The following is a 1,529-nucleotide window of genomic DNA, read 5'->3' as shown; positions in this document are numbered from 1 at the left end:
CCAAAGCGCCGGGGAACTGGACGAAGGCATCTGGGAGTCAGCGCCCGTGCTGACGGCGCCGGGGAACTGCAGGTGTGGTCACCTGATGGCTCCCATCCAGCGCAGCCAGCAGCGCCGCGCCCACCTGATCGAGCAAACCCGCCGCACTGCGATGAACCTGAGTGGAGGAATTAAATGACTTGGAAACAGCCCCAGGCTGGTCCGGACGCGATGACGGGCCCGGACCCCAGAACGCCCGATGGCACAACACCATCACCCCGTGGCAGCCCGGTGCCGACGCGGGCACCGCGTTGCTCGGCTTTGCCAGCGACGAGGGCGTGCGGCGCAACAAGGCCGCACCGGGCCCGCACGGGTGCCGCTTCACTGCGCACCGCCCTGTCCTCGCTGGCCCTGCACGAACCGCTAAGGCTCTACGACGCCGGAGACATTGAAGTCCAGGGCCAGGAGCTGGAGGCCGGGCAGGAGGCCTTCGCCGCCGCGTTGGCCACCCTGCTCAGCGAGGGACACTTCACCGTGGGTCTGGGCGGCGGGCATGAAATCACGTTCGCCAGCTACCGCGGGCTGGCTCGGGCCCTGGGCGATGAGACGCCGTGGAGCCTGGGCATCGTGAACATCGACGCCCACTTTGACCTGCGCGAAGAGCCGCTGGCCAGCTCCGGTACCGGGTTCGCCCAGATCGCCCGGGCACAACAGGACGCCGGCCGGGACTTCCGCTACGCCGCGGTGGGCATCAGCGAGGCCTCCAACACCCGCAAGCTTTTCGACTACGCCCGCAGCCTGGGCGTTGAGGTGCTGCTGGACACCGAATGCCATCTGGGGAACCTGGATGGGGTGCGCGGCTTTGTCACCGACTTCGCCGACTCGGTGGACCACCTGTACCTGACCATCGACCTGGACGCGCTGCCGGCCAGCGTCGCCCCGGGAGTCAGCGCCCCGGCCGGATTCGGCATCGGGCTGGAGGTGGTGCGCGAGGTGGTGCTCGCCGCGGCGGGCAGCAACAAGCTCATGCACGCGGACATTGCGGAGCTGAACCCGCTCTTTGACATTGACCAGCGCACCGCCCGCACGGGCGCCCGGCTGCTCAACGACCTGATCCTGAACCGAGGGTAGACATCTATGGAATTGCAATTATCACTGGTCCAGACCTCGGCGCTGGCCATGGTCCTGCTGGCCTTCGGCGAGTTCGCCCGGCGCCGGGTGGGATTCTTGGAGAAGTTCTGCATTCCCGCCCCGGTGGTGGGCGGCTTCCTCTTCGCACTGCTGGTGCTGGTGCTGCGCCAGACCGGCGCGGCCGAAATCAGCCTGGACACCTCGCTGCAGACCCCGGCCATGATCGCGTTCTTCTCCACCATCGGCCTGGCCGGTTCGCTGGCCACCATTAAAAAGGGCGGCAAGCTGCTGCTGGTGTACCTGGTGGCCTGTTGGTCCCTGGCGATCGCGCAGAACCTGATCGGCATGGGCATGGCCAAGGTGCTGGGGGTCGATCCGATGCTGGGCATCATGGCCGGCGCGGTCAGCCTGGAAGGCGG

The 1,529-nt window shown here is 67.7% G+C and carries 2 protein-coding genes; both read left to right on the top strand.

Features of this window, described 5'->3' with window-relative positions:
- Positions 1-210 precede the first annotated feature (210 nt).
- The gene (hutG, locus tag JCM19049_RS13770) at positions 211-1,110 is read left to right on the top strand and encodes a formimidoylglutamase (RefSeq protein ID WP_306420818.1); all 900 of its coding nucleotides are present in this window, start codon (positions 211-213) and stop codon (positions 1,108-1,110) included.
- A gap of 12 nt (positions 1,111-1,122) precedes the next feature.
- The coding region (locus JCM19049_RS13765) for a sodium/glutamate symporter (RefSeq protein ID WP_279403238.1) at positions 1,123-1,529 on the top strand (407 nt) is incomplete at its 3' end.

Source organism: Arthrobacter sp. JCM 19049 (assembly GCF_001310435.1).
This window is presented reverse-complemented; position numbering and strand designations above follow the sequence as displayed.